This is a genomic window from Streptomyces sp. NPDC006259, from assembly GCF_042870975.1.
In the GTDB taxonomy this organism is placed as follows: Bacteria; Actinomycetota; Actinomycetes; order Streptomycetales; family Streptomycetaceae; genus Streptomyces.
Genome location: NZ_JBIAHY010000003.1, coordinates 791352 through 816810 on the forward strand (window position 1 = coordinate 791352; position 25459 = coordinate 816810).

At 72.4% G+C, this 25459-nt stretch carries 21 protein-coding genes; 12 read left to right on the forward strand and 9 right to left on the reverse strand.

Going from position 1 to position 25459, the window contains the following annotated elements; translation table 11 throughout:
• Window position 1 precedes the first annotated feature (1 nt).
• From ACFYO5_RS14810 to ACFYO5_RS14835, 6 genes are all read right to left on the reverse strand, one after another.
• Window positions 2-1894, reverse strand: coding sequence for an amino acid adenylation domain-containing protein (locus tag ACFYO5_RS14810; protein ID WP_388708541.1), 1893 nt, complete (start codon window positions 1892-1894; stop codon window positions 2-4).
• 43 nt (window positions 1895-1937) lie between these two features.
• Complete coding sequence (asnB, locus tag ACFYO5_RS14815) at window positions 1938-3791, reverse strand: asparagine synthase (glutamine-hydrolyzing) (RefSeq protein ID WP_388708544.1); 1854 nt, start codon at window positions 3789-3791, stop codon at window positions 1938-1940.
• Between the two features lie 2 nt (window positions 3792-3793).
• A complete protein-coding gene (locus tag ACFYO5_RS14820) occupies window positions 3794-5200 on the reverse strand; it encodes a condensation domain-containing protein (protein WP_388708547.1) in 1407 nt (468 codons plus the stop codon).
• Window positions 5190-6560, reverse strand: a complete 1371-nt coding sequence (locus ACFYO5_RS14825; RefSeq protein WP_388708550.1) for a condensation domain-containing protein — start codon at window positions 6558-6560, stop codon at window positions 5190-5192. The genes ACFYO5_RS14820 and ACFYO5_RS14825 overlap by 11 nt, the downstream gene beginning before the upstream one ends.
• Entirely contained in the window at window positions 6550-7509 is a 960-nt protein-coding gene (locus ACFYO5_RS14830; protein ID WP_388708553.1) for a fatty acid desaturase family protein, read from the reverse strand. The genes ACFYO5_RS14825 and ACFYO5_RS14830 overlap by 11 nt, the downstream gene beginning before the upstream one ends.
• Window positions 7510-7855: 346 nt before the next feature.
• Complete coding sequence (locus ACFYO5_RS14835) at window positions 7856-8170, reverse strand: phosphopantetheine-binding protein (protein ID WP_388708555.1); 315 nt, start codon at window positions 8168-8170, stop codon at window positions 7856-7858.
• Window positions 8171-8676: 506 nt separating this feature from the next.
• On the opposite strand from ACFYO5_RS14835, the gene ACFYO5_RS14840 reads away from it, so the two are divergent.
• Entirely contained in the window at window positions 8677-9399 is a 723-nt protein-coding gene (locus tag ACFYO5_RS14840) for an aspartate/glutamate racemase family protein (RefSeq protein ID WP_388708557.1), read from the forward strand.
• A gap of 20 nt (window positions 9400-9419) precedes the next feature.
• Here the strand turns inward: ACFYO5_RS14840 and ACFYO5_RS14845 are convergent, their stop codons facing one another.
• Complete coding sequence (locus ACFYO5_RS14845) at window positions 9420-10289, reverse strand: polysaccharide deacetylase (protein ID WP_388708560.1); 870 nt, start codon at window positions 10287-10289, stop codon at window positions 9420-9422.
• 98 nt (window positions 10290-10387) lie between these two features.
• Between ACFYO5_RS14845 and ACFYO5_RS14850 the strand changes: the two genes are divergently transcribed.
• The 8 genes from ACFYO5_RS14850 (at window position 10388) to ACFYO5_RS14885 (ending at window position 18350) form a co-directional block, all read left to right on the forward strand.
• On the forward strand, window positions 10388-10633 hold the full coding sequence (locus tag ACFYO5_RS14850) for an MbtH family protein (protein WP_388708562.1): 246 nt from the start codon (window positions 10388-10390) through the stop codon (window positions 10631-10633).
• Window positions 10630-12039 (forward strand): aldehyde dehydrogenase family protein, encoded by a 1410-nt coding sequence (locus ACFYO5_RS14855; RefSeq protein ID WP_388708565.1) that lies wholly within the window; start codon window positions 10630-10632, stop codon window positions 12037-12039. Before ACFYO5_RS14850 ends, ACFYO5_RS14855 begins: the two co-directional genes overlap by 4 nt.
• On the forward strand, window positions 12036-14624 hold the full coding sequence (locus ACFYO5_RS14860; RefSeq protein WP_388708567.1) for a penicillin acylase family protein: 2589 nt from the start codon (window positions 12036-12038) through the stop codon (window positions 14622-14624). Before ACFYO5_RS14855 ends, ACFYO5_RS14860 begins: the two co-directional genes overlap by 4 nt.
• A 5-nt stretch (window positions 14625-14629) precedes the next feature.
• A complete protein-coding gene (locus tag ACFYO5_RS14865) occupies window positions 14630-15127 on the forward strand; it encodes a hypothetical protein (protein WP_388708570.1) in 498 nt (165 codons plus the stop codon).
• Between the two features lie 43 nt (window positions 15128-15170).
• The gene (locus ACFYO5_RS14870; RefSeq protein WP_388708573.1) at window positions 15171-16442 is read left to right on the forward strand and encodes an aminotransferase class I/II-fold pyridoxal phosphate-dependent enzyme; all 1272 of its coding nucleotides are present in this window, start codon (window positions 15171-15173) and stop codon (window positions 16440-16442) included.
• 401 nt (window positions 16443-16843) lie between these two features.
• Window positions 16844-17263, forward strand: coding sequence for an aspartate 1-decarboxylase (gene panD, locus ACFYO5_RS14875; RefSeq protein ID WP_388708576.1), 420 nt, complete (start codon window positions 16844-16846; stop codon window positions 17261-17263).
• Window positions 17264-17291: 28 nt separating this feature from the next.
• A complete protein-coding gene (locus ACFYO5_RS14880; protein ID WP_356566711.1) occupies window positions 17292-17639 on the forward strand; it encodes a GNAT family N-acetyltransferase in 348 nt (115 codons plus the stop codon).
• A 9-nt stretch (window positions 17640-17648) separates the two neighbouring features.
• Window positions 17649-18350 carry an aspartate/glutamate racemase family protein gene (locus ACFYO5_RS14885; protein ID WP_388708579.1) on the forward strand — a complete coding sequence of 234 codons (702 nt, stop codon included), beginning with the start codon at window positions 17649-17651 and terminating at the stop codon, window positions 18348-18350.
• A 702-nt stretch (window positions 18351-19052) separates the two neighbouring features.
• Here the strand turns inward: ACFYO5_RS14885 and gndA are convergent.
• Complete coding sequence (gene gndA, locus ACFYO5_RS14890; RefSeq protein ID WP_388708581.1) at window positions 19053-20492, reverse strand: NADP-dependent phosphogluconate dehydrogenase; 1440 nt, start codon at window positions 20490-20492, stop codon at window positions 19053-19055.
• 302 nt (window positions 20493-20794) lie between these two features.
• Here gndA and ACFYO5_RS14895 point away from each other — a divergent pair, with 302 nt between their 5' ends.
• Window positions 20795-21994, forward strand: coding sequence for a transglycosylase family protein (locus ACFYO5_RS14895; RefSeq protein ID WP_388708584.1), 1200 nt, complete (start codon window positions 20795-20797; stop codon window positions 21992-21994).
• Here ACFYO5_RS14895 and ACFYO5_RS14900 read toward each other — a convergent pair.
• Window positions 21984-23192: a DMT family transporter gene (locus tag ACFYO5_RS14900; protein ID WP_388708585.1), complete on the reverse strand. Its 1209-nt coding sequence runs from the start codon at window positions 23190-23192 to the stop codon at window positions 21984-21986. The two genes, ACFYO5_RS14895 and ACFYO5_RS14900, sit on opposite strands and share 11 nt — an antisense overlap.
• A gap of 209 nt (window positions 23193-23401) precedes the next feature.
• On the opposite strand from ACFYO5_RS14900, the gene ACFYO5_RS14905 reads away from it, so the two are divergent.
• Both ACFYO5_RS14905 and glgA read left to right on the forward strand, forming a co-directional pair.
• Window positions 23402-24223: a (2Fe-2S)-binding protein gene (locus tag ACFYO5_RS14905; protein WP_388708588.1), complete on the forward strand. Its 822-nt coding sequence runs from the start codon at window positions 23402-23404 to the stop codon at window positions 24221-24223.
• A 45-nt stretch (window positions 24224-24268) separates the two neighbouring features.
• Window positions 24269-25438 carry a glycogen synthase gene (gene glgA, locus ACFYO5_RS14910; protein ID WP_388708591.1) on the forward strand — a complete coding sequence of 390 codons (1170 nt, stop codon included), beginning with the start codon at window positions 24269-24271 and terminating at the stop codon, window positions 25436-25438.
• Window positions 25439-25459: the final 21 nt, after the last annotated feature.

A 25459-nucleotide genomic window follows, 5' to 3' on the forward strand; every position in this document is an offset into this window, starting at 1 on the left:
CTCAGTTGCCGCCGTTCTGGATCAGCAGTCGCTCGGCGTCGTCCTCGGTCACGTCGTCGAGGTCGGCGAGCAGGTCGTCGAGGTCCGTGCCGCCGGTCAGCAGCGCGTCCTCGATCTCGAGGGCGAGCGCCTCGATGGTGGGCGCGGCCAGGAACTTCTGGAGGTGCACCTCCACCCCGAACTCCGCGGTGACCGCCGCGAGGAGCCTCATGACGAGCAGCGAGTGCCCGCCGATGGCGAAGAAGTCGTGCCGGACGCCCGGACGGGCCACCGGGAGCAGTCCGGCCCAGATCGCCGCGAGGGACTCCTCGGTGGCGGTACGGGGGGCGACGTGGTCCTCGGCCGCGTCCTGCCGCGCGGGCAGCGGAGCGGGCAGCGCACGCCGGTCCACCTTGCCGCTGATGGTGCGGGGCAGCTGTTCCATGGGGACGAACACCCGCGGGACGTGGCCGTCGGGCAGCCGGGGCGCGAGGTGGGCGCGCAGCTCCTCCGGCCCCACGGGCTGCGCCGTTTCCACGAACGCGCAGAGGTAGAGCGGGTTTCCGGCCTCGTCCGGCACCATGACCACCGCCGTGTCCCGCACCGCGTGGTGGCCGCGCAGGAGGTGCTCGACCTCGCCCAGCTCGACGCGTACGCCGCCGAGCTTGACCTGCTGGTCGCGTCGGCCCACGTACTCCAGGCTGCCGTCCGCGAGGGTCCGGGCGAAGTCGCCGGTGCGGTAGACGAAGTCCTCGGGGTCGTCGCCGAGCGGGTTGGGGACGAACGCGGCACGGGTGGCGTCGGGCTGGTGGAAGTAGCCGAGCGACATGTACGGCGTGCGGATGTGGATCTCACCGACGGCGCCGGGCGCGCAGGGCTGGTTGCGGCCGTCGAGGAGGACCACGCGGGCGCCCGGCATGGCCTTGCCGATCGGGATGCTCGCCCGCTCGGTGTCCGCGGGGGTGACGACATGGAAGGTCTTCGTCATGGTCGTCTCGCTCGGGCCGTACAGGTTCAGCAGACAGACGCGCTCGCCGTACCGCTCGAACCACTGGGCCGCGTCGCTCGGCGCCAGCGGTTCGCCGGCCAATGCCACGCAGCGCAGCGACGCCAGCTCCGGGCCGCCGGGTGCGGCGATCGCGGGCAGCAGGCCGCGGAAGACCGTCGGCACGGTGTGGAAGAGGTCGATCCGCTCGCTGTCGATCCAGCGGGCCAGGGCCGGCCCGTCGAGGGTCAGGCCCGCCGGCGGGACGCACACGGTGCCGCCGGTGGTCAGCGGCACGAACAGGTCACGCAGGATCGCGTCGAAGGCGGGCGAGGCGAGCTGGGCGACCCGCCACCCCGGCTCCACCCCCAGCAGTCCGCTCTCCCAGCGGACGAAGTGGTCGATGCCCTGCATCCGGCCCACGATGGCCTTGGGCTGCCCGGTCGAGCCGGAGGTGAAGAAGATGTAGGCGGCGTCGTCCGGGTCGGGCCGGCGGACGTGCTCCGGTGCCTCGCCGGTCGGCTCGGCCGACAGGTCCAGCCCGACCCGCCGGGCCAGCGGAAGCGCCTCGTCGAGGATCTCCCCGGCCCGGTCGGCGGCGGACGAGCCGACGATCACCCACTCGGGCGCGGTCACGGTCAGCATGGCGCGCAGCCGCAGTCGGGGCGCCGACAGGTCGACCGGCACGAAGACACCACCGGCCTTCAGCACGGCGAGGATCGCGACGACCAGCTCGCGCCGGTCGTCCGCCAGGACCGGGACGACGCAGCCGACGCCGGCGCCGGACGCCCGCAGGGCGACCGCGAGTTCGTCCGCGCGGGCTTCGAGCTGCGCGTAGGTCAGCTGTCCCTGCGGGCACTCGATCGCGACCTGCTCGGGAAAGCGCTGAGCGGTCTGCTGTACAAGACCGTGGACTGCCTGGAAGGCCATCGAGCTTCCTCCATCGATTGGGGCGGGTACGGCGCCCCGGGGTTCATGCGTTGTCGGGAAGAGAAAAGGTGTCGAGCAGCACGCCGAAGGTCAGCACGGTCAGCAGCAGGTCGTCCCCCAGGTGCGGGTGGACCTCATAACCGGGTTGCCGGTACTGCTTCTTGAGGTGCTCGACCACGTCCGGGTCGAAGTAGCCCTGCCGCTTGACCACGTCGTAGGACAGCAGGTCCTCCACCCAGTCGATCCCCTCGCGCAGCAGCGCCGGGCTGCCCTGGGCGCGGAAGCCGAACTTCTCGCGGTGGATGATCTCGTCCGGCACGAGCCCGCGCGCGACCTCCTTGAGCGCGTACTTCTCGGTGCGCTCGGTCACCTTGAGGCGGGGCGGGACCGTGGTCGCGAAGCGCACCAGGTCGGGGTCGAGGAAGGGGTAGCGCGCCTCGACCGAGTGGGCCAGCGCCATCCGGTCCCCGTGGTCGGAGAGCAGGTGGTCGGTGAGGCGCAATTTGAAGTCGAGGTACGAGCGCTGGTGCACGGGATTGCGTCCGCGCAGCATCCGCGGGTCGACGACCGGCTCCGCCAGGCAGTCGATGTCGGCGAAGGAGTCGCGGACGTCCGGGGCGTAGAGGTCGAGCTTCGACTCACGCCAGGCGTGGTAGTCACGCTCGTAGAACAGGTGCGGATCGCCCCACATCAGGCGGCGCAGGTCGTCCTCGAACGGGTCGCCCGCGGCGCGCCGCCCGCCGAGGTCGAACCGGTAGCCCAGGTAGCCGGCGAACAGCTCGTCGGCGCCCTCGCCGGTCAGAACCACCCGGGTCCCGGACTCGCGGACCGAGGCGGACAGGGCCATGGAGCACGTGTTGTACGTCTCCTTGACCGGGCACTCGGCGTGCCACACCATCCGCCGCAGGTCCCCCGCGATGTCCACGGGGCGGAACGCCGTCTCGTGGTGGTCGGAGCCGAGGTGGCGCGCCATCAGCTGCTGGAACCGGGACTCGTCGATGCCCCGATCGGCGAAGGAGATGGAGAACGACCGCGGGCGCGTGCCGGTGCCGACGCGATGCACGAGCGCGCCGATCAGGGAGGAGTCCAGGCCGCCGCTCAGGTAGTAGCCGACCGGCACGTCCGCCTGGAGCCGCCTGCGAACCGACTGCTCCAGGAGCGCGCGCAGGGTGTCGGTGTAGTAGGCGTCCGGATGGCCGCCCTCCTCCTCGCCGTCGAGGGGGTAGTCCAGGTCCCAGTACTTGACCGTGCGGACCTCGCCGTCCTCCACCAGGAGGTAGTGGCCGTTCTCCAGACTGCTGACGCCCTGGAACAGGGTGCGCGCGCCGACCGTGCCCGGAAAGGTGAGGACCTGGTCGAGACCGGTGAGGTCGGGACGCCGGACGACCGCCGGGTGCTCGATGACCGCCTTGATCTCGGAGCCGAAGACGATCTGCCCCGCCGGCTGCGCGTAGTACAGGGGCAGGATGCCCATCTGGTCCCGGGCGAGGAAGAGGCGGCGCCGCCGGCTGTCGTGGATCGCGAAGGCGAACTGCCCGTTGAGCCGCTCCAGGAGTCCGGTGCCGTGCTCCTCGTACAGGTGGACCAGGACCTCGACGTCCGTGCTGGTGGTGAACCGGTGGCCCTTGGACTCCAGTTCGGCCCGCAGCTCGCGGTGGTTGAAGATCTCGCCGTTGCAGACCATCGCGATCGAGCCGTCCTCGTTGAGGATCGGCTGGTCGCCGCCTTCGAGACCCACGATGGCCAGCCGGCGGAAGCCCAGGGCCACGCCGTCGCGCACGAACCGGCCGCCGGAGTCGGGGCCGCGGTGCAGCAGGGTCGCGGTCATCCGGTCGAGCACGCCGTCGTCCTCGACGGCCGCGCCCCCGAGGTTCATGTATCCGGTGACACCGCACATGGCTAGACCTCCTCCAGAGCGTCGTTGAAACCGGCGGCATCGGCGTGGGCCTCGCCCAGGGACAGCGCCGAGACCGGGCGGTCGGGGTCGGCGCAGGCGTCGGTGAGCAGGGCCAGGTACTGCGCGGCCATCCGCTCGATCGTGGCGCGGTCGAACAGCTGCGTGCTGTACTCCAGTTGGCCGCGAAGCTCGTCCTCGAACTGGAAGAGGTCGAAGCGGACGTCGAAGATCGACGTCGCACGCACGTCGTCAAGCCGCGTCATGACCACGCCCGGCATCTCGGCCCGGCGGCGCCGCGCCGGGATGTTCTGCAGGATGAACATCACCTGGAACAGGGGGTTGCGGTTGGCCGCCCGCTCCGGCTGGAGCTTCTCCACCAGGGCCCGGAACGGCAGGTCGCGGTGCACGAAACCGGCGAGGACCGTGGCACGGGTGCGGCCGAGCAGCTCGCGGAACGACGGGTCGCCGCCGACGTCGCCGCGGATGACGAGGGTGTCGGCGAAGTAGCCGACCAGGGGACCCCATTCGGGCTTGTCGCGGTTGCCGACGGGCGTGCCCACCAGCAGGTCCTGGCGGCCGGTGAGCCGGGACAGCAGGGACACGAAGCCGGCGAGGGTGACCATGAACAGGCTGGCCTTGTGGGAGCGGGCCAGTGCGACCAGTTTCGTGCGCAGGGCCTCGGGCACCTGGAAGACGTACCGGTCGCCGGCGAAGTCGGCCACCGGCGGACGGGGCCGGTCGCCGGGCAGGCCCAGGTCGACGGGCGCGCCCGCGAGCTGCCGGGTCCAGTACGCCGCCAGCGCCTCGCCGCGCGGGCCGGCGAGCCGTTCCCGCTGCATCCGCGCGTAGTCGGTGAACTGCGCCGTCAACGGCGGCAGGGTGACCTCGGTGCCGGTCACGAACCCGGCGTACAGGTCCGCCACTTCCTGCAGGAGCACCTGGAGGGACCAGCCGTCGGAGACGATGTGGTGGATGACCAGGGCCATGACGTGCCGCTCGGGGCCCGTGCGGATCAGCGCCACCCGGAAGAGCGGAGGCCGCCCGAGGTCGAAGGGGCGGTGCGCGGCCTCGGCCAGGATCCGCTCCGTCGCGGCCTCGCGGTCCGCCTCCGGAAGGTCTGTCAGATCGGTGACCTCCAGGGGCAGCGGCACCTCGTCGGCCACCACCTGGTGCGGCACCCCGTCGGCGCTCACCACGTACGCCCGCAGCATCTCCTGCCGGCGGACGACGGTCTCCAGGGCTCGGGCCAGCGGCTCGGGATCGAGCCGGCCGTCGAGGCGCCACATCATGGGGGAGTTGTACGAGGCGTTCCCCGGGTCCACGCGGTCGAGCAGCCAAAGCTGCTCCTGGGTGACCGACAGGGGAGAGCCGCCGCGAGGGTCGTGGCCCCGCTCGGACCTATCCGTCATGGTGCTTCCTCGCCGTTGTCGAAAGAGCGTCCAGGGGGATGCCGGGATCCTCCGCGACGGCGGTGAGCACGTCGGTGATCTCCGCGAGCAGGGCGGTCGCCGTCTGCTCGGTGCAGCGCGCCAGATCGTGGGTGAGCAGCGCGCGCAGGTCCCCGTCCTCCTCGTAGAAGACAAGGTCGAGGTCGTAGAGCGTGTGCGGGTCGTGGTTGAGCAGGCCGGCCGTCAGGCCGGGGAAGGCGGGCAGTACCTCGGGGGTGCTCTGGTGCGAGAACAGCACGTTCACCAGGGAGTGGAAGCCCGTGCGGCGGCGCGGCCGAAGCTCCTCCACGACGCGTTCGAAAGGCAGCTCCCGATGGGCGTACGCGCCGAGCGAGCCGCGGCGTACCAGCCCCAGCAGATCGCGGAAGGTGACCGCGCGGGACACGTCGGTGCGGACGACGAGCAGGTTGACGAAGAAGCCGGCCGCGGACTCGAACTCCGGCCTGCTGCGCAGGGCCGCCCGGGTGCCGACGGCGACGTCGCTGGCCCCGGAGACACGGTGCAGCACGACCGTGAAGCCGGCGAGGAGCAGCATGAACGGGGTCACCCGCTCGCGTCGGCCGACCTCCCGCAGCGCATGGTGGACAGGGCGGGGGACGGTCGTCCACTGGGTCGCGACGGTCCGTCCGGTGCCCGCCGATCGGGTGACCGGGGCGGCCGCGGGGTCGAGGACGGGGAGCGGCTCCAGACCGGCCAACTTCTCCTTCCAGTAGTCCAACTGCCTTTGCGCGCCCGGCCCTTCGGACCAGGAGCGCTGCCAGTGCGCGAAGTCGGAGAACTGTGCCGTCGGCGGCTTCAGACCGGCCGGCTCGCCGGTCAGCTCGGACGAGTACAGCAGGGCCAGCTCCGGGAGCAGGACGTTCCACCACGACCAGGCGTCCGACACGAGGTGGTGCAGGGTGATCCGCAGGACGTGCTCGGCGGGGGCGAGAACGACCACCAGGGCGCGCATGACCGGCCCCTTGGCCAGGTCGAAGCGCCGCCGTACGTCGCTTTCGAGCACTGCCGCCAGCTCGCTCTCGCGCTCCGGCGGCGGCAGGTGCGAGAGATCGACCACCGGTACGTCGACATGGGTGTCGCCACCGATCTCCTGCACCGGGGCGCCGTCGACGACCGGGAAGGTGCTGCGCAGCGCCTCGTGACGCCCGCGCAGGTGCGCCAGCGCTCGCGCCATGGCCTCGATGTCGAGCGTGCCGGTGAGCCGGAAGGTCATCGGGTCGACGTAGACGGGGGAGCCCGACATGCGATCGAGGAACCACATGCCCTGCTGCCCGGGGGTCAGCGGGTGCCGGACGGTGGTGGGGCTGGGGCTATTCGGCACGGGTGCCGCCCTGGGCACGGGCCGCTCGGCCGTTGGCGGCGGCTTCCCGGGCGATGGCGCGGAAGAACTGCGGATAGCTGGGGGAGGTGTGCTTCGCGTACGACAGCGTCACATCGTGGCGCTCGCGGAGTTGGTTGATGGGAACGACCATGGCCGCGTGGTGTTCGACGTGCAGGTTGTTGCCGTTGGTGTACCAGGTGCTGAACCAGCTCCCGGTGATGGAGCGGGTGTTGCGCAGTACGTCGGTGCTGGTGTTGTCGCACATGATGTGCTCGGGCAGTTCGACGAGGAAGTGCAGGGGCACCGCGACCGACAGCGGAAGCAGCCACACCCACAGCACCAGTTCGCCCTGGCCGAGCGCGACGAGAGCGACGGCCGCGACGATCGGCAGCGCGAACATCCGGTATTCGGCGATCACTTCGCGCTTGCGGGCCGGAGCGATCTGGCCGGTGTCGTACGTCCAGGAGCCCCTCCAGGCGCGCACGACGTCCGCGGCCGCACCGCCCAGCCGGCCGAAGGCCAGGGCCTCGCGGACCAGGGCGCCCCAGGTGACGGGTTGTCGCGAGTCGAAGCCGAAGAACTCCGAGTCCTGGTCGGTGCCCAGGTAGCGGTGGTGCTGCAGATGCCGGACGCGGTAGTGGCTGTACGAGACCAGCATGGGCACGCCCAGCGGGATGCCGGCGATCCGGTGCCAGCGGGCGCGCCGGAATGCCGAGTGGTGCAGACACTGGTGCTGGAGTTCCAGCCAGTGGGCGTACATCGAACCGATCAGCACGACGCCGAGCACCCGCAGCGGCCACGGTCCGGCCAGCAGCGCGAGCGCCGCACCGAGGGCCCAAAGGGCGTACGCGACAAGGAGTTTGACAAGGAACGTCCGCTCGTCCGCGGCGGTGACCTTGGCTCGCCGGAACAGGTCCTGCGGCGACGCTGTGCTCGCGTCGGAAGTCATGTGGCACCTTCCCCTGTGGCAGCCTCCTACGAGATCGCTGCGGCAGCCGGGCAGGCGTCAGCGACCTCAGTGTGGATGAGGCACGAAGTTCGGAAGTGGCGCCCCCGGCCCCGAGGCCGGGGGAGGGCGTGCGCGTGGATGAAGAGGCGTCGACGGCGTCGACTGCGTACGGGTCGGCGGGGGGCCGCACCGGATGTCCCAGGACCCGGCGGTCGGCTACTCGACGCCGGCGGGCGACTGCGGACCGACGCGCGTGGTGAACGCGCGGCCGGTTAACGACCGTGCCCAGTGCGGGAGTTGAGGAAGTGGAAGCGGCGGAAGCGGAAGGCGTCGGGAGTGCGGCCCGCTACCGCGGAAGGTTGGCGACGAGGCACGCCGCCTGGGCGGAGGCCGTCGGCTGCTCGAAGAGCTGGTTGAGCAGCAGGCCCTCGAGCTCGAGGGCGGAGTCCTGGTCGATGCCGTGCGCGGCGAGGAGTCGCGCGATGCTCTGCAGCGCGAGCAGGGAGTAGCCGCCCAGCTCGAAGAAGTCGCTGGTCTCCGCGTCGATGAGGGCGGGCTCGATTTCGAGCACGTCCGCCCAGATGTCCACCACCACAGCGGCCACCGCCGGCAGCTCGGCTGCACGCGTGGGCGTGTCATGCGGTGTAGTGCTGCTGTCCATGCTCATACGGATCCCCCCGCAATGTGAATGAGTGCCAAACGAAGAAGAGACAGACGCGTGCGGATGGTCATCTCGACACGCTCGTCAGCCGTGTTGGCGACTTACTGTTGGAGCAACTCCCGTATCCAAACACGCTGTCGAGCCGGTTCGCAAGGTTCCAAGGTCCCTGGTTGCTCTCGCCTCTGGCCTGCGAAGACGACGGCGGGCGGGACTCGGTTGCGGGAGTCCGGCGCTGTGGTACTGTCACCGCGGCGTCGGGGGCTCCAGCGGTTTTCCTTTCTTTTTCTCATGCTTGGCAATCGATGCGCTCCCTGCCGGTCCCAAGAGACCTGGCGACATACGCGGAGCGCTCTCCAAACATTCTGCGCCGGGGACCATGAGTGGTTTTCCCCGGGCATTCCCAATAGGGCTGGACATCGTGATTCCGTGCGCCTCGGCCGGAATCTGCAGGGGGCAGTGCCTTGATACGAGTCGACCATCAACCGACAGCCCGAGAGGGACTGTCGGTGCCGCAGCGGACACTGGGAGTGCTGGGCGGCATGGGCCCCGCGGCCACCGCCGAGTTCCTCCGCCTGCTCGCCCTCGCCGCCCCCGCCGAATCGGATCAGCAGCATCCGCGGATCGTGATGCTCTCCGATCCCGGTATCCCGGAGCGGACCGGTGCCATTCTGGCCGGCACCGACGAGCCGGTCCCGCCGCTGCGAAGCGGAATGGCGGAACTGGCCTCCTGGGGCGCTGATTTCATTGCCGTCCCGTGCAACACCGCACACGCCTTCATCGACCGGATCGCGCCTGAGATCGCGGTGCCGGTCGTGCACATCGTCGACGCCACCCTGCGCGCCGCCGTGCGCGCCAACCCGGAAGGCGGCTGGCTCGCGGCCACCACGGGGACGGTGTACAGCGGCATCTATCAGAAGCGGGCGGCCGACCTCGGCTACCGGCTGCTGATACCCGAAGAACCCGAGCAGGACGCCATCCACGAGGCGGGCGTACTTGTCAAGGCGAAGCAGCCGGACCGGGCCGGGGCCGTACTGGCCGCTGCCGTACGCCGGTTGTGGCAGCGGCACGATCTTCCCGTCCTGAGTGCCTGTACCGAACTGCCGCTCGCCTACGCCGCCGCCGGACTGCCGCAGGAACGGTCCGTCTCCAGCCTTGCCGCGTTGGCCTCCGCGTGCGTGGACGTGCTCTACGCCCCGCAGGCCACGAGGGCCGGCGGGGCGAGGAGTTGAACGGTGCGCCGCGGCGCGGGCTACGGCCGTTCGGCCGGCCCGCCCGCCAGCACCAGTTCCGCCAGCTCGTCGGCGCGGGCGAACCGCACGTCACCGCGGGAGAGCGCGAACTGGATGAACTGCTCCAGGGCGTGCAGTCGCGAGGGCCGACCGGTGAGGAAGGGGTGGACGGTCAGCATGCACAGCGATCCGAAGGCGCGCATGGCCTCCAGCTCGGCGGTCCACAGGTCGACCACCTTGGACGGGGCCTCGATCAGCTGCCCGATGTTCGGCTCCGGCAGGAAGGCGTACTGCTCCCAGTCGTCCAGCAGCCACTGCACCGGCAGCTCCGCGAGCGTCCTGTCGCCGGAGCGCACCGCGTAGGGACGGTCGTCGTCCATCAGCGAGGAGTCGTAACGCAGCCCGAATTCGCCGAGCAGATCGAGGGTGAAGCGGGTCATCTCCCAATTCGGGGCGCGATATCCGACCGGTTCGATCCCGAACTTCGAGAAAGTCTTCAGGCTGCGCTCGATCTCCTCACGCTGTTCGCTTTCGGAAAGGTGGACCGGGTGTCGGTGGGTGAATCCGTGCAAGGCCGTCTCATGCCCGCGCTCGGCCACCGCCTCCATGACCGAAGGCCATCGCTCGGCGCTCACGCCGGGCACGAAGAAGGTGGCGGGGAGGCTGTAGCGGTCGAGCAGGTCCAGGATCCGCGGCACCCCCACACGCGGGCCGTAGGCCTGGTGGGACATGGTTGTCAGGTGGTTGAGGTAGTGCTCGCCGCGGGCGAGGACGGGGGATTCGGCGTCGACGTCGACGCTCAGGACCACGACGGCGGAGGCCCCCTGCAACCAGTCGCCCACCGGCGCCCGCTCGGGCCAGTCGACGGTGGGGACCTCGATGTTCTCCATCACTGATAAACCTTTTTCCAGACGAAAACGAAAGGCCGCTCGTGCGGCTTTATGGCGATACTCTAGCAATGTGTGAAGAAAAAGGAAGACACGTTCAGATGGGAAGTCCAGTGAGTGATATTGCGACGTCCGACGGGCAGTTCCGAGTCGTGGTCAATCACGAGGAACAGTATTCGGTGTGGCCGCTGGACCGGGAGATACCGGCAGGCTGGCGCGACGCGGGGAAGCAGGGCGCCAAGGACGAGTGCCTCGCCCACATCGAAGAGGTGTGGACGGACATGCGCCCCCTCAGCCTGCGCGACCAGCTGTCGGTGAGCGCCCCGGACGCGGGAGCCGGAGCATGAACCTCTCCCTGACGATCGCCGGCCAGGCCGTGCCGGGCGCCGCCCTGACACCGGTCGAGGACCCGGCGACCGGCCGCTCCTTCGCCGACGCGCCCGCCTGCTCCGCCGAGCAGCTCGACGCGGCCGTAGCCGCGGCCGTGGCGGCCGGCCCTGACTGGGCCCGCCGACCGGCCGACGAGCGCGCGGAGCTGCTGCGGTCCTGCGGTACGGCCCTGAGCGCCCACCTGGACGAGGTGGCCGCCCTCCTCAGCAGGGAACAGGGCAAGCCGGCCGCCGCCGCCCGCGCCGAAGTCCGGCTGTCGGCCGACTGGTTCGCCCACACCGCCGAACTGCGCCTCGGTGAGGAGGAACTGGGGGACGACAGTGCCAGGATCACCCTCGAGCGGGTGCCGCACGGCGTCGTGGCGGCGATCGCGCCCTCCAACTTCCCGATCATCCTGTCCGTCTGCAAGTTCGCGCCCGCGCTGCTCGCCGGCAACACGGTGGTGCTCAAGCCCTCCCCGGAGACCCCGCTCTCCACCCTGCGGATGGCAGAGGTGCTCCGGGACTGCCTGCCACCCGGCGTGCTCAACGTGGTCTGCGGCGACCACGCGCTCGGCGAGGCCCTCACCTCGCACCCCGGCATCGACATGATCTCCTTCACCGGGTCCGTCGCGACCGGCCGGGCCATCGCGCGTCAGGCCGCCGGAAACCTGCGCCCGGTGGTCCTCGAACTGGGGGGCAACGACGCCGCGATCGTCCTGCCCGACGCGGACATCACCGCGATCGCGCCCTCCCTCTTCGCCGGCGCCATGGTGAACAGCGGTCAGTTCTGCGCCGCGATCAAGCGGATCTACGTACCGCGCGCGAAGGCCGACGCACTCGCCGAGGCCCTCACCGCCCTGGCGAACGCGTCCGTCGTCGGTCCCGCGAGCGACCCCGCCTCACAGTTCGGCCCCCTCATCAGCCGTGCCCAGCTCGAGCGGGTCGCCGGACTCGTCGACGACGCGGTCGAGCGCGGGGCGCGGGTCGTCACGGGCGGTGCGCCGCTCGACGGCCCGGGCCACTTCTACCCCCCGACCGTGGTCACCGGGCTCCCCGAGGGCACGGAGCTGGAACTTGAGGAGCAGTTCGGCCCGGTCATCCCCGTGATCGCGTACGACGAGCCGGCCGAGGTCGTGTCCCGCGCCAACGGCACCCCCTACGGCCTCGGCGCCTCTCTGTGGGGCTCCGAGGAAGCGGCCCAGGAGCTGGCGCCACTTCTGGACTGCGGCACCGTGTGGATCAACACCCACGGGGATCTACGGCCCGATGTGCCCTTCGGCGGCGCCCGTTGCTCGGGCCTGGGCGTGGAGTACGGCTACTGGGGGCTCCTGGAGTACACCCGGATCAAGGTCCACAACCGAGCTGCACGGGGAGAGCGATGAGAGCCGGAATCCGCCGCACGGCCGGGGTGCTGGGCGCCGTGTGCACCGCGGGCGTGACGCTGTTCGTGTTCGGAGCCGGATTCGGCCCGGTGCCGGCCCTCGGCAGGTCGCTCGCCCCCGGCGGCGGCGTCTGGCCGTCCGCCGAGGACGCGCGCACACCCGGCAACGAGCGGCTGCGCGTCCCCGGGCTGTCGAAGCCCGTCGACGTGTCGTTCACCTCGGACGGCATCGCCTCGGTCCACGCCTCCTCCGACGACGACCTGTTCGTCGCGCAGGGCTACCTCGCCGCCCGCTTCCGCCTCGTCCAGATGGACGTACAGCGCCGGCTCGGCGCCGGACGGCTGGCCGAACTCAACGGACCCTCCGGAATCGACTCGGACGTCTTCGAACTGTCCCTCGGCATCCGGCGCACCGCCGAGGCCACCTGGGCGGCCACTCCGCGCGATGGCAAGGCGGCGAAGGCGCTCACCGCCTACGCGGCCGGCGTCAACGCCCGGCTGGACGAGCTGGAGGCCAACGGCCAGTGGCCCACCGTCTACGGGTTGGCCGGGGTGAGGCCCGAACGCTGGACACCGGTGGACAGTCTGACCGTTCAGGGCGTGCTCACCCAGACGCTCAGCTTCGACACCCGGCCGCTGACCTACGCCCTGCTCAGCAACTCCCTCGGCGCCGAGCGGGCCTCCGAGTGGTTCCCGGTGCTGCCCGCCAACGAGCAACACCCGTACGCCCCGGGCCCGTACAAGAACCTCGGCGTCGCACCGCTGCCCAGCCCGAACGCCAACGCGGCCGAGGCCGCAGGCCACACCGGCACCCGCGCCGACGGCGCGCCCGCCACCCCGGCCGCTCCCACCACCTCGGTGACCCCCGCGGCGGCGGCAACCGACAAGGCGTCGGCCGAGGCCGCGACCACCATCCTCACGAGCATGGCCAAGCTGCCCGACACCACACGGCACCTCTACCCGAACAGCAACGCATGGGTGGCCAACGGCCCCAAGGCCGCCGGCGGCGCGCTCCTGGCGGGCGACCCGCACCTGAAGCTGTCGCTGCCCTCGTACTGGTACCAGATGTCCCTGAAGTCCCCGGGCTACGACGTCAGCGGGGCGAGCCTGCCCGGCATGCCGGCCATCCTCATCGGACGCAACGCCGACATCTCCTGGTCGCTGACGGCCGTACAGAACCAGTCCACCTTCTTCTACCGCGAGAAGACCGACCCGGAGCACGCGGACGCGTACTTCTGGAAGGGGGCCTGGCACCCCGTCCAGAAGATCAAGTACACCATTCCGGTCCGTGGCGGCGCGCCCGTGCCCCTCCAGGTGGACCTGACGGTCCACGGCCCCCTGCTCACGAAGAAGGGCACGACCACCGCCGTCGAGTGGATGGGCAACAGGCCCTCCCAGAACCTGGCCGCGCTGTTGAACCTGAACGCCGCGAGCGACTGGAACAGCTTCCGCGACGCCCTGCGCGACTGGCAGGCGCCCGCCCAGAACTTCGCCTACGCCGACCGCAAGGGCAACATCGGCGTGATCGCGCCGGGCGCCTACCCGCAGATCGCCCGGGGCGACGCCCGGGGCCCGCTGCCCGGCACCGGCGAGTCCGACGTCGTCGGCACCATTCCCTTCGACGCGGTCCCCCAGGTCCACAACCCGCCGTCGCACCTCCTGGTCACCGCCAACCAGCGGCCCGTCGGCGCGGACTACCCGTACTACATCGGCCCCTCCTCGAACTTCGACACCGGCTACCGCACCAACCGCATCCTCGACGAGCTGACCAAGGCCAAGGTCCACACCGCGGACGGCTTCTCGAAGCTCCAGAACGACGTCACCGACGAGCTGGCCCAGCGCATGCTGCCCAAGCTGCTCGACGCCCTCAAGAATGCCAAGCTCACCCCCCAGCAGGACGCCGCCCGCAAGCAACTCGCCGAGTGGAACGCCTCCATGGACGCCCGGTCCCCGGCGGCGGCCATCTGGTTCGCCTTCTACGGCGGGTACGTCTCCGAGGTCTTCCAACCCTGGTGGGACTCCGCCAAGGTTCCGGTCAAGACCGACCCGGCCGGCCTGGACCTGCTGCGCACCCCCGTCGCGCTCATGCAGAACCTGGAGAAGTGGACCCTGACGGACCCTGGCAACGCGGCCTTCACACCGCCGGGCAAGCCCGCCCGGACCTCTGCCGACGCCATGCGGGCCGCCTTCACCGGCGCCGTCGACTTCCTCGACGGACGGCTCGGCAAGAACCCCACAGACTGGGCCTGGGGACGGATCCACGAGCGGGTCGTGCCGTCGCTGACGGGAGCCCCCGCGCTGGGAGACGGGCCCTACCCCGCCGGAGGCAGCCCATGGACGGTGAACGTCGCCGAGAACGGTCTGACGTCCGACTACGGCCCGAGCCTGCGCATGGTGGTCGGCTGGAGCGCGTCCGGTACGGCCGACGCCCGCGCGGTCTACCCGGGAGGACAGAGCGACCATCCCGCGTCGCCCTGGTACAAGAACCTCGCCCCGTACTGGTGGAAGGGCGAACTCCGGCCGCTGCGCACCGCCGACGAACAGGGCGACGGGGACATCCAGTGGACGCTCCAGGCGGAAAGGTGACCGACATGACCACGACCGAGACCCCGCACGACCCGGGCCCGCGGACCGTGCCGGAGCCGGCGGAACCCGCTGCTTCTCCCGCACCGTCCACCCGTCGGCGGGCCCTGGGGGGAGCCGTGACGATCCTCGGCGGCGCCGCCCTCGTCTGGCTGGGCACCCTGGCCGCGATGTGGTTCCTGCCGTTCCTGGTGGGAGCCGCGGCCGGCGTCGTGTCCAGGGTCACGCCCGGCGGGCGCCCGCGCGGCTACCTCGCCGCGTCGTGCGCGGCGGTACTCGGCTGGGCGCTGCCGCTTGCCGTGCAGGCCCTGGACGGAGCGCCGGTGGGGGCGGTGGCCCGTACCACCGCCGCCCTCGCGGGCCTGCCGCCGCTGGCCGCGGTGGCGTTCGGGCTGACCTTCCTGGTCGCCGTGGTCCAGGCGCTGTCCGGTGCGTGGCTCGGACGCACGGTCGTTCCCCGGCGCCTGAGCCGCACCACGCCCGCTCCGGCCGTCACCACGGTCTGACGGCCGCGGTCGGTCAGCCCCCACGGCAGAAGGGAACCACGAGATGGCGCTGTCCCTCATCGGCAGCAAGATGGCCACGCTCTCGGGCCTGCGCAGCATCATGGAAGACATCGCGGTCAGCACGGCCTCGGGTCCGGCGGACTGGCTGAACCTGGGGATCGGCAACCCGGCACCGATCCCGCGGGCCATCGCGGAATGGCGGAGCCTGACCGAACAGGCGCTGGCCGAGGACTTCGCCTCCGCCAGCTGTCTGTACGGGCCCTCCCGCGGGGCGCCGGTGCTCGTGCGGGCGATCACCGACTACTTCAACGACCGCTACGGGTGGGGTATATCACCGGAGAACGTCGTGGTCGGCCCCGGGAGCCAGATGCTGTGCTTCATCGCGGCAGCGCTGTTCTCGGGACCGGGGGAGTCGCAGGGCCGCCTGCGCAAGGTCGTGCTGCCGATGGCACCCGACTACACCGGCTACCAGGGGCTGTCCATGCACCCCGGAGGCATCACGGGCGTCCGGGCGCGACCGGTGGCGGAGGAGGGCAACTTCTTCCGCTATTCCCTCGACCTCCCGGCCCTGGAACGCCAGGACGACATCGGCATGATGCTGCTGTCCAGCCCCGGCAACCCCACCGGCCGCACCGTCGACGCCGCGGAGCTGGACTTCCTGACGGCCCTCGCAGCCCGCAGGGACGTGCCGCTCCTCCTCGACCACGCCTACGGTGAGCCCTTTCCCCGGATCGGCCTCGCCCAGGTGCCACCGGCCTGGCACGAGCACGTCGTCAACTGCTTCACCCTGTCCAAGGCGGGACTGCCCGGCGAGCGGGTGGCCTTCGCCATCGGCCCGGAGCGCTACATCACTCCCATGGTGTCGTTCCTCGCGAACTCCGCCCTGCACGCGCCCCAGCTGGCGCAGACGGTCATCGCGCGCTCCCTGTCGACGGGCCGGTTGGACGCGCTCGTCTCCGAGGCCATCAGCCCGTTCTACCGTGAGCGGAGGCTGATGGCGGAGAAGATGTTCCTCGAGCTGATGCCGGACGGCGTGGACTGGCGGATGCACTCCGGGGACGGCGGAATGTTCTGCTGGTTCTGGATCGACGACAGCCGCTTCGACGACATGGAGCTGTACGAGCGGCTCAAACGCAAGAAGGTGTTCGTCGTCCCAGGCCGGCACTTCTTCGTGGACGACCCGGCGTCCGCCCAGGGATCGGGGGCCCACCGCACACAGTGCTTCCGCGTCAGCCTCAGCCCCGACCCATCGGTGTTGGTCCAGGGCGGCGCACTGATCGCCGAGACCGTCCGCGAGATGTGCGGCGGACGCTGAGATCGCCCCCGGCGGCGGCTACGGAATCCGGAACCCGGCGGCGGGTACGGAAGCCCGGAACCCGCCGCCGGACCGGTCGGCACGGGCCCGAGGCGTGGGCCGACCTCCCCCGGCGGTGGAAGATGGCTCATGGTCCTGGACGCCGACGCGAGGTGCCTCGCACCATGGGGCCGGCCACTCCGCCGACGGTGGGTACCCAGGGGGAGGGTTCCCGCGGTTGGTTGCTCGTCGCCGCGCCAGTGGGACGGGGGACGCGGGGGCCGGCTGCCGCGAAGTGCCGACGGTAGGGAGGAGCAGAAGAGCTGGTGACAGCTGACCGAACGGGCGAATCGCTGTAGGCTCCGGAGAACGCCCTTGACCCGCGAATGCCGGCAGGGAGCAGACCTTTCGGGAGCTTCTTCATGTTTCGCACCATGTTCAAGTCCAAGATCCACCGTGCCACCGTCACCCAGGCCGACCTGCACTACGTGGGATCCGTGACCATCGACGCCGACCTGCTGGACGCCGCCGATCTGCTGCCCGGTGAGCTGGTCCACATCGTCGACATCACCAACGGCGCCCGGCTGGAGACGTACGTCATCGAGGGCGAGCGCGGGTCGGGGGTCGTCGGGATCAACGGGGCCGCCGCCCATCTCGTGCACCCCGGGGACCTGGTGATCATCATCAGTTACGCTCAGGTCAGCGACGCCGAGGCGCGAGCACTGGAGCCCCGGGTCGTGCATGTGGACCGCGACAACCGGATCGTGGCCCTGGGCGCCGACCCGGCGGAGCCGGTGCCGGGCTCGGACCAGGAGCGCAGCCCGCAGGCCGTGTCCGCCTGATCATCCACCACCGGTTCCAGGAGCGCCCATGAGCGACATCACCATCCGCGACGACCGGTCGGCCGGCCGCCTCGAGGCCCTCGGAGAGGACGGCGGGGTCGTCGGCCGCATCGAGTACTTCGTCCTGGAGTCGCCCGCGCCCGCCCTGGTCCCGGTCCACACCATCGTCGAGCCGGCCCACGAGGGCAAGGGCATCGCCGGGTCCCTGGCCCGCGAGCTGTACGCCCTCTCCGCACGCGAGGCCGTCCCCGTCGCCCCGCTCTGCCCGTACGTCGTGAAGTGGGCCGCGCGCCACCCCGAGGAGGCTCCGGCGGCCGACCCCGCGTCGCTGACCGCCGCCAAGGAGTGGCTGCGCGCCCACCCCGGCCGGTTCTGAGCGCGTCCGGTGCTCGCCCTGCTGCACACCTCACCCGTGCACGTCCCCGTCTTCGACGCCCTGCGCGACCGGGACCATCCCGGCCTCGAACTGCGGCACTTCGTCGACGAGGACCTGCTGGCCCGCGCACGGGACCGGGGGCCCGACGCGGTCGCCGCCGAGGTAGGGGCCGTGCTCGCGCGCGCCGTCGCGGAGGGGGCGCGGGCGGTGCTGTGCACCTGCTCGACACTCGGCGCCGTAGCGGAGGCCGTCGCGGAGTCGGCCGGGGTGAGGGTCCCGGTGCTCCGCGTCGACCGGCCGATGGCCGCCGCCGCGGTCGCCGCGGGCCCACGCGTCGTCGTCCTGGCGGCCCTGGAGAGCACCCTCGGTCCCACCGCGGAGCTGGTCGCGGAGGAGGCGGCCCGCGCGGGCCGCCCCGTCCGCGTGCGCACCCTGCTCGTCGACGACGCCTGGGACCGCTTCGAGGCGGGTGACACCGAGGGCTACGTCCGCCTGGTCGCCGCCACCGCCGACACGGTCACCGGCGCCGATGCCGACGCGGTCGTGCTGGCCCAGGCCTCCATGGCGCCCGCCCAGCACCTCGCGACCACACCGGTACCGGTCCTGAGCAGTCCCGCGCCGGGCCTGGCCGCGGCCGCCGAGGCGGCAGGGCGCCATCGACCGCGCGCGGCGGGGACCCGGCCGGACGCACCGCGTGCCACCACCGGGTGACTGCGCGCGCCGTCGTCGGGTAGGCGGGGCAGTAGTCCAGAGCCAAGCCCATCCCTGGCCGGAGGACATGATGACGAACCCGTACCCCGATCCCGTCCAGCCGCCGCCGACGCCCGTCCCCGACCCGTATCCCAGTCCGGTCCCGAACCCCCAGCCGCCGCCGGGCCCGGACCCGGCTCCGCCCGCTCCGGGCCCCGACCCGACCCCGCCCCCGGCGCCGCCGCATCCGGGCCCACCGGACCCCCGGCCGGACCCCGGCCCGGTCCCCCCGGGCCCGGACCCGGTCCCGAACCCCGAGCCGGGTCCGCCGCTCAGCTGAACCCCGGGTCGGACAGGCGCGCCGCACGGACCGGGCGGCGCAGGCTCTCGCCGACAGCCGACAGCCGACAGCCGACAGCCGACAGCCGACAGCCGACAGCCGACAGCCGACAGCCGACAGCCGGCCGGCGGCCGGACCACGACGGCGACGGACAAGCGGTGGGGGGGGGGCCCCGGGGCGCCCCCCCCCCCCCCCCCCGGCCGGGGGGGGGGCCAGGGCCCAACCCCCCCGCGGGGCCCCCCCCCCCCCCCGTGGGCCCCCCCCCCACCCCCTACGCCCCACCGCCCCCCCCGGGGGGGGGGCCGCCCCCCCCGGCCCCCGCCCCGGGGGGGGGGGGGGCCCGGGGGCCCCCCCCCCACCGCCACCCGTGCCGGGGTGGATGCCTAGGCCGAAACCTCCGAGCGGTCCCCGCCCCACAGCGTGTGGAAGGACCCGTCCCGGTCCACCCGCCGGTAGGTGTGCGCGCCGAAGAAGTCCCGCTGGCCCTGCGTCAGCGCCGCGGGCAGCCGCTCGGCCCGCAGGGCGTCGTAGTAGGCGAGCGCCGCCGCGAACCCCGGTGTCGGCACGCCCTGGAGCGTCGCGGCGACCAGGACCTCGCGCCACGCGTCCTGCGCGGCCCCGATCTCGGCGGCGAACGTCTCGTCGGACAACAGGCTCGGCAGGTCCGGCCGGGCGTCGTAGGCGGCACGGATCCGGTCGAGGAAGGCCGCCCGGATGATGCAGCCGCCCCGCCAGATCGCCGAGACGGCGCCGAGGTCGATGTCCCACCCGTACTCGGCGCCGCCCGCGGCGATCTCGTGGAAGCCCTGCGTGTACGACACGATCTTCGAGGCGTAGAGCGCCTGCTCGACCCGGTCCGCGAAGGCCTGCGCCTCCGCCCGGCCCAGCGGGGCGGCCTTCGGCCCGGACAGCCCGCGCGAGGCCTCCCGCAGCGCCGCGTGGCCCGACAGCGACCGGGCGAAGACGGCCTCCGCGATGCCCGACACCGGCACCCCGAGGTCGAGCGCGATCTGCACGGTCCAGCGGCCGGTGCCCTTCTGCTCCGCCTGGTCCACCACCACGTCGACGAACGGCTCGCCCGTCGCCGCGTCCACGTGCGACAGCACCTCGGCAGTGATCTCGATCAGGTACGAGTCCAGCCGCCCGGTGTTCCAGGTGCGGAAGATGTCCGCGATCTCGGCGGGGGAGTACCCGGCCACGTCCCGCAGCAACTGGTAGGCCTCACCGATCAGCTGCATGTCGGCGTACTCGATGCCGTTGTGAACCATCTTCACGAAGTGCCCGGCGCCGTCCGGACCCACGTGCGTCACACAGGGCGCCCCGTCGGCCGCCTTCGCGGAGATCTTCTCCAGCATGGGGCCCAGCGAGTCGTACGACTCCGGGGAGCCGCCCGGCATGATGCTCGGGCCGTGCAACGCGCCCTCCTCGCCGCCGGAGATGCCGGTGCCGACGAAGTGGATGCCCCGCTCCCGAAGCTCGCGCTCGCGGCGCCGGGTGTCCGCGAAGTGCGCGTTGCCACCGTCGATGATCATGTCCCCGGGCTCCAGCAGCGGCGCGAACTCCTGGATCACCGCGTCGGTCGGCTCCCCGGCCTTCACCATGATCACCAGGCGGCGGGGCCGCTCCAGCGCCGCCACGAACTCCTTGGCGGTCTCGGCGGCGATGAACTCGCCCTCGCCGCCGAACTCCTCCACGAGGGCCTGCGTGCGGGCCGCCGTCCGGTTGTGCAGCGCGACCGTATAGCCGTTGCGGGCGAAGTTGCGGGCGAGGTTGCGGCCCATGACCGCGAGTCCCGTGACGCCGATCTGGGCTGAGTCAGTCATCCGGTTGGCTCCTCAAGAGTCTGTGGTTCGTCGGCCCGGTGATCCGTGCGCGACCCGTACTCGCCGGCGCCGACGCCGGTCCCGTCCCGTGCACATCCTGTCCCGTCGCCGGGGCCACCGCACGTTTGGGACACGCGAAGTCGCCCACCCGTATACGGACACGGGACCCCGCCCGTCTCAGGAGTCACGCAATCAGGCTGCCACCCGGCCGAGTTGAGCCAGTGCGGCCGATAGTCGCCTTGTCACGGCCAGTGAGCAGCCCTTACTTTTGCCCCTCCTGACGCATGTCGAGGGGGATCTCCATGGCCGTACGCGGTCGGCACCGCCGGTATCAGCCGAACAGGATCAACCGGGCCTCGCTCACCGTCACGGCGGGTGGCGCCGGCATGGCGATCCCGCTGATCGGCGCCGGAGCCGCCCAGGCGGCCGACGTGGACACCTGGGACAAGGTCGCCGCATGCGAGTCGACCAACGACTGGCACATCAACACCGGCAACGGCTACTACGGCGGCCTCCAGTTCACCCAGTCCACCTGGGAGGCGTACGGCGGCACCCGGTACGCGCCGCGCGCGGATCTGGCCACCAGGGACCAGCAGATCGCCGTCGCGGAGAAGGTGCTGGACGGCCAGGGGCCGGGCGCCTGGCCCGCCTGCTCGGTGCGGGCCGGACTCACCGCGGGGGGCGACGCCCCCGACATCGAGCCGGCCGGCACCGCCGCGAGGACCGCCGGCACGAGGCCGGCCCACACCCTCAAGGACGTCCAGCCGCAGGCCACGCCCCAGTCGCGGGCGGGCACGGCCGAGATGTACACCGTCGTGCGCGGCGACACCCTCTCGGGGATCGCCGGCGAGAGGGACGTACGGGGAGGCTGGCAGCGGCTGTACGCCGCGAACCGGACGACGATCGGGACGGACCCCGACCTCATCGTGCCCGGCCAGCGGCTGAACCTGCGCGGCCCGGCGGTCACCGGGGCGCCCGGCCAGGAGCGCGGGGCACCCGCGCGGAAGAAGCAGGCCGAGAAGAAGTCCCCGGACAAGAAGCAGACCGAGAGGAAGTCGTCGGACAAGAAGCCGACGTCGGACTCGAAGTCGACCGGTCACTCCCTCGTCGCCCCCGTCGACGCCGGTCTCGGCACGCCGTACCACGCGACGGGTTCCTCGTGGTCGAAGGGCTACCACACCGGCGTGGACTTCCCCGTGCCCACCGGCACGTCCGTGAAGTCCGTCGCGTCGGGCACGGTGGTCAGCGCGGGCTGGGGCGGTTCCTTCGGGTACCAGGTGGTCGTCCGGCACTCCGACGGCCGCTACTCGCAGTACGCCCACCTGTCCGCCATCTCCGTACGGGACGGCCAGTCCGTGGGCGCGGGTCAGCGCATCGGCCGCTCCGGTTCCACCGGCAACAGCACGGGCCCGCACCTGCACTTCGAGGTGCGGACGGGGGCCGGGTTCGGCGCGGACATCGATCCCCTGGCCTATCTGCGGGCCGGCGGCGTCAGGATCTGATGCGGACCCGGTGCCGGTCCACGACCGGCATCGGGACGTACGGGCCGCCGTGGAACGGCCCGTACAACGGCATGGGCGCGGGAGCCGGCACCACCGGCTCCTCCGCCGCCTGCTTCGGCACGATCTCGGTCACCTCCGGGGAGGTCTCCGCGGCCGCCGAGCCGACGGACTGTTCCGGCACCGCGAGGTCCGGCCGCGCGCCCTCGCCCGCCCCGGCGGCAGACCCCGCGACCGCGGCGAGGGGCCGCGCCGCGACCGTGTCGTCAGCAGGCTCCGGAAACACGGCGAGGAGGTCGGCCACGGGGGCGACGACTCCCGTGGGGACCGGCCGCGTCTCCTCGTGCCGCGGGCCGGGGGTGTTCGGCTGGGTGCCCGCCAGCCGCTCGGTCGTCAGCAGGATCAGGCCACCGGCCGCCACCACGGCGCAGCTCAGGGCGAGAGCGGTGCCCGTGGCGCCGTAGCGGAAGCTCTCGCCGAACATGGTGATGCCGACGGCGGCCGCGACCACCGGGTTGACCACGGTCAGCGTGGCCAGCGGGGCCGCGAGGCCCGCGCCGCGGTAGGAGGCCTGCGACAGCAGCATGCCCGCCGTGGCCAGGACGCCGATCACGGCGAGGGAGGGCAGGTCGGCCGCCGAGACGCCGCCGGTCCAGTCGACCGCGACGGTCTTGGTGAACACCGACGACATGCCGAACGCCATGCCGGACGCGGTGGCCAGCAGCATGCTGCGCACCGCGGGGTGCCGGTGCGCGGCCCGGCCGGCGACCATCAGGGCCACGACCGCGCCGCCCGTGACGAGAGCGGCGCCGATCCGCTGCGGGGTGCTGAGCGACTGCGCGTCGGCCGCGCCCACCAGGGAGAGCAGACCGGCCAGACCGACGGTCGCCATGACGGCGCCGCGCCAGGCCGTCGCCCCGGCCTTGCGGCCCACGAACATCGCCGCCATCGGCAGCGCGAAGACGATGGTGAGCGCGCCCAGCGGCTGGACCAGGCTGAGCGGGCCGTAGGCGAGCGCCACCACGTGCAGCAGGCCGCCGAGACCGTTCAGCCCGACCGCCGCCCACCAGCCGGGCCGCCGCAGCGGGGCGTAGTGCTCGTCGGGCGAGTCCACCGCGACCTGCTCCTGCACGATCGCTCCGGCCGCGTAGGCCACGGCGGAGACGAGCGACAGGAGCACGGACAACGCGAGGGCGCTCATGAGCTGCTCCTCTGCGTGAGGCGGGGGCCGGGGGCCCGGCGCGGTGAACGGTCGGCTCTCATAGGCAACACGATGCCTTGTCGATCTGTTCCCGTCGTCGTACCTGAGCACCCAATGGGTCCTACTACCGATGGAGTAGGAAGCGCCCCCAGTCCTCCCCAGGGTGGGTGATACGCCGGGGATCCCCCTGACCGCGAACCCTGACCTCCTTGGTACTACTGCACTTCGTGGACCTCGACAGCCTCGACCCCCAACTGGCCGCGCTGCGCCCCCTCGGCGGCTTCTTCGCCCTGCGCACGGCACCGCCCACCACCGCGGGAGCGATCGCCCCGCCCCCGGCGCCCCCCACGGCCGGAGAAGCGGAACCGGCCCGGCCGACGCCGACCCTCGCGCAGGCCTACGCGGCGACGCCCGCCGGCGCGCACGGCGACCCGCTGGCCTTGCGGATCGGCAAGGTCGCCCGCTCCCTGCGCGCCCCCGAGCCGCGCGTCGCCGCCTCCGTCACCCAGCAGGGGCTCGCGGCCCGGCTGTGGTCGGTCGCGCTCGGCTGCGCCGTCCTCTACGGCCGCCAACCCGACCTGGCGCCGGGGCTGCTGCGCTGGGACCCGGACGGCAGCGCCCCGGACGACCTGTGGCTCACGGAGGTCCGCACCCGGCCCGGCGACGCGCGGACCCTGGCGGACACCGTCCTGCACGGCCACCTCGAACCGCTGGCGGCGGCCCTGCGCGCCCGCCACCGCCTCGCTCCCGGTCTGCTGCGCGGCAACGCGGCCTCGGCGCTGGCCGGCGCGGCCCGGCAGCTCGACCGGTGGGCGCGGGCCCACGGCCGCCCCGACGCGGCCGCCCGCGCCCGCGCGCTCACCGCCGAACTCCTCGCCCACCCCCTGCTCGCCGACACCGGGACCCTCACCGGAACGGCCTTCCGCCGGCGCAGCTGCTGCCTCTACTACCGGGTGCCGGGCGGCGGGGTCTGCGGCGACTGTTGCTTCCCACGACCCCCGCGCTCTTTCGCACACGGCCGGTCTGGGTGACCATGAAGGGGACCGACTTCACGTGCGAGCCCAGGGGGTTGCCGGGTGCGAGTGGGACTGCTGACCCGGGAGTACCCCCCGGACGTGTACGGCGGGGCGGGCGTCCATGTCGAGTTCCTCGCCCGCGAACTGCGCGAGCTGGTCGATCTGGACGTGCACTGCTGGGGTGAGGGCCGCGCGGAGGGCGTCCGCCGCCACCGCCCCTGGTCCGCCCTCGACGGCGCCAACGACGCGCTGCGCACGTTCTCCGTGGACCTGGCCATGGCTGCCGCGCTGGAGGGCCGCGAACTGGTCCACTCCCACACCTGGTACGCCAACCTCGCCGGGCATCTCGCCAAGGAGCTGTACGGCGTCCCGCACGTGCTGACCGCGCACTCGCTGGAGCCCCTGCGCCCGTGGAAGGCGGAGCAGCTCGGTGGCGGGTACCGCCTCTCCAGCTGGGCCGAGCGGACCGCCGTGGAGGCCGCGGACGCGGTGATCGCGGTGTCCGGCGCGATGCGCGAGGACATCCTGGCCTGCTACCCGGCGCTGGACGCGGACCGGGTCCACGTCGTGCACAACGGCATCGACACCGCCCTGTACCGGCCCGACCACCGCACCGACGCCCTCAACCGGATCGGCGTCGACCCGGCCCGCCCGTACGTGCTGTTCGTCGGCCGCATCACCCGTCAGAAGGGCGTCCCGCACCTGCTGCGCGCCGTCCGCGACATCGACCCGGCGGCCCAGGTGGTGCTGTGCGCGGGCGCCCCCGACACCCCCGAGATCGACCGGGAGTTCCGTGAGCTGTTCGCGGAGCTGAGCCGGGCCCGGGACGGCGTGCACTGGATCCCGCGGATGCTGCCGCGTCCGGAGGTCATCCAGCTCCTCACCCACGCCGCCGTCTTCGTCTGCCCCTCGGTGTACGAGCCGCTCGGCATCGTCAACCTGGAGGCGATGGCCTGCGGCACACCCGTCGTGGCCTCGCGGGTCGGCGGTATCCCGGAGGTGGTCGAGGACGGCGCGACCGGTCTGCTCGTCCCCGTGGCGGAGGGGGAGGAAGGGGCCCGCGCCTTCGAGGCGGGTCTCACCAGGGCCCTGGACTCGGTGCTGGGCGATCCGGCGACCGCCCGCCGGATGGGCGAGGCCGGACGGGTGCGGGCGGTGGAGGAGTTCGGCTGGGACGCGGTCGCCCGACGGACCGTCCGCCTGTACGAGGACACCCTCAAACAGGCGTAGTGCGCCCCGCGCGGGGGCACT